A 3,072-nucleotide genomic window follows, 5' to 3' on the forward strand; every position below is an offset into this window, starting at 1 on the left:
CTGAGTGATGTCGTCCAGTGATTTAAACTGACCATGTTGTTGGCGGTATACAATAATGGCTTCCGCTTTCGCTTTACCAATACCGTCAAGCTGGCTGAGTTGTTCCGCGGTGGCGGTGTTGATATTAACGGCTTTTACCGTATTACCGTCTGGCTTGCTGGTTTCTGCTGCCTGTACGCTGAGGGTGCCCAGAATCAGGCAGACAGAAAATAGTGCGTGCTTTATCCATTGCATAGTCGTCTCTCCTTGAGTGGAGATCCGAACATAGCAATGAATATTTTGCGGAAAAATCCGGGAAAAGTATCAAATTAACCGACGCTTTCCCCAGACATTGGTGTGAATCAGGCTTTGTCGGCCTTTTTGGCGGGTGCTTTTTTCTTGTCGTGCTCAACCCATTTATTATCGACGTAATAGGCCGACCAGCTGGTGGCTTTGCCGTCTTTTTCAGTCATTACATACTGCTCTTTGGTTTTGCGGCTGTAACGGATGATGGCCGGATTGCCTTCCGGATCCTGACGCGGAGCATCCAGCAGGAAATGGTATTTCTGCGGCAGTTCGGCCTGATGAGGAAGCAGTTCTTCAACCAGTGGTGCACGGGTTTCGCGTTTTTTCGGGAACTGGCTGGCGGCCAGGAATAAACCGGTTGCACCGTCACGCAGAACGTAGGTGTCGTCTACTTTCTGACATTTCAGTTCCGGCATGGCAATCGCGTCCATTTTCGGAGGTGCCGCTTCGCCGCTCTTCAATAATTTGCGGGTGTTCTTACATTCGCTGTTTGTGCAGCCAAAGTATTTGCCGAAGCGACCGGATTTCAGCTGCATTTCACTGCCGCATTTATCGCATTCAAGCGTTGGACCGTCATAGCCTTTAATCTTGAACTGGCCGGTTTCTACGGCGAAGCCGCTGCAATCCGGGTTATTACCGCAGATATGTACCTTACGGGTTTCGTCCAGCAGATAGCTTTCCATCGCACTGTCGCAGATGCTGCAACGGCGCTTATCCATCAGGCGGCGGCTTTCTGCTTCTTCGTCTTCATCGGCGGAGATTGCTTCATCGCCCGGTACCAGATTGAGCGTTTGAGTGCAGCGTTCTTTCGGTGGCAGGCTGTAGCCGGAACAACCGAGGAATACACCGGTAGAACCCGTGCGGATCTGCATATGGCGACCACAGGTAGGACACGGAATGTCGGTATCAACCGGATCATTCGGACGCATGCCGTCTTCGCCTTCAGCCACTTCCAGCTTTTGCTGAAAGCCCTGATAAAACTCATCCAGAACGTCGGTCCAGTTCATATCGCCTTCGGCAATATGGTCGAGTTTTTCTTCCATGCTGGCGGTAAAGCCGAAGTCCATCAGGTCGTCGAAGTTCTCAACCAGGCGGCTGGTGACAATGTCGCCCATTTTTTCAGCGTAAAAACGACGACCTTTCAGGCTGACGTAACCACGTTCCTGAATGGTGGAAATAATTGAGGCATAGGTTGAAGGACGGCCGATGCCGCGTTTTTCCAGTTCTTTAACCAGTGCCGCTTCTGAGAAACGCGGTGCCGGTTTGGTGAAATGTTGCTTCGGTTCCAGCTCGACCAGCTGCAGGGTATCGCCTTCGCTGACATCCGGCAGCAGGACGTCATCTTCGCCTTTGCCCATCGCAGCCAATACTTTCAGGTGGCCGTCAAAACGCATAACGCGGCCGCGGGTTTTCAGTTCAAACTCGCCGGCTTTGACGGTGATGCTGGTGCTGGTGAATTGCGCATCTTTAATCTGACAGGCAACAAAGCGGCGCCAGATCAGATCGTATAAACGCTGTGCATCCGGTTCCATAGCACTGAGATCGGTTGCACGCAGGCGGACATCGGAAGGACGGATGGCCTCGTGCGCTTCCTGAGCGCCTTCTTTGCTGCTGTAGCTGCGCGGCTCATCCGGCAGGTACTGTTCGCCCAGTTTATCGCTGATGTAATCACGCACGTTGCTGACCGCTTCCTGACTCAGGTTGGTCGAGTCGGTACGCATATAAGTGATGTAACCGGCTTCGTACAGGCGCTGCGCCAGCGTCATGGTTTTCTTAACGCTGAAACTCAGACGCGTACTGGCGGCCTGCTGCAATGTGGAGGTGATAAAAGGGGCAGCAGGCTTGGAACTGGTCGGCTTGTCTTCGCGTTTCAGCACTTCATAGCGGTGGCCACGCAGCGCGGCGACGGCCGACATGGTGTCCTGCTCGTTAACCGGACGGAACTCGTTACCGTTCTGGCGCATCACCTGGGCGCGCAAAGCTTCACCGGCAGGGGTGCTCAGATCGGCGAAGGTTTCCCAGTATTCCTGTGGAATAAAGGCACGGATTTCCCGTTCGCGTTCAACAATCAGACGAACAGCAACGGATTGCACTCGGCCGGCGGATAAACCACGCGCGACCTTGCTCCACAGCAGAGGTGAGACCATAAAACCGACAACGCGGTCGAGGAAACGGCGTGCCTGTTGGGCATTGACGCGATTCATATTAAGTTCGGATGGCTGCTCGAACGCGCTCTGAATCGCTTTTTTGGTAATCTCATTAAACACGACGCGGCGGTATTGTTTTTTGCTGTCGCCAATAATCTCACGAAGGTGCCAGGCGATGGCTTCTCCCTCGCGGTCCAAATCCGTTGCGAGATAGATCTGATCGGCATCTTTGGCCAATCGCTGCAGTTCTTCGACAACTTTTTCTTTACCCGGCAGCACCTGATAGTTGGCTTCCCAGTGTTTTTCCGGGTTAACGCCCATGCGGCCAATTAACTGCTCGCGGGACTTTTTCTTTTTGTACTCGGCCTTGGCTTCGGGCGACATTTTACGGGTGAGAGCTGCCTGTTTAGCGCGCTCTTTAGGATCGCTGGGCTGTCCTGAGCCAGAGGTTGGCAGGTCGCGTACGTGGCCCACGCTGGACTTAACAATAAAGTCCTTACCCAGGTATTTATTGATGGTTTTAGCCTTTGCAGGCGACTCCACGATAACCAGCGATTTGCCCATATTCCTTTGATTAACCCTTTCTTGTTGATATAGCCAGGCGCACAGAAGGCGACACTTTATAGGTACACCGGGGGGG

The 3,072-nt window shown here is 53.1% G+C and carries 2 protein-coding genes; both read right to left on the reverse strand.

Features of this window, described 5'->3' with window-relative positions:
• Nucleotides 1-234: ComEA family DNA-binding protein (locus LGT44_RS09610; RefSeq protein WP_230333582.1), on the reverse strand; the 234-nt coding region annotated here is incomplete at its 3' end.
• Between the two features lie 107 nt (nucleotides 235-341).
• The gene (topA, locus tag LGT44_RS09615) at nucleotides 342-2,996 is read right to left on the reverse strand and encodes a type I DNA topoisomerase (protein WP_145469443.1); all 2,655 of its coding nucleotides are present in this window, start codon (nucleotides 2,994-2,996) and stop codon (nucleotides 342-344) included.
• Between the last annotated feature and the right edge of the window lie 76 nt (nucleotides 2,997-3,072).

It is taken from the genome of Thalassolituus alkanivorans (assembly GCF_020447205.1).
In the GTDB taxonomy this organism is placed as follows: domain Bacteria; phylum Pseudomonadota; class Gammaproteobacteria; order Pseudomonadales; family Oceanobacteraceae; genus Venatoribacter; species Venatoribacter alkanivorans.

Bases quoted from the DNA above. Each gene is read 5' to 3' on its own strand.
- topA (WP_145469443.1), bottom strand. From the start codon at position 2,996: ATGGGCAAATCGCTGGTTATCGTGGAGTCGCCTGCAAAGGCTAAAACC.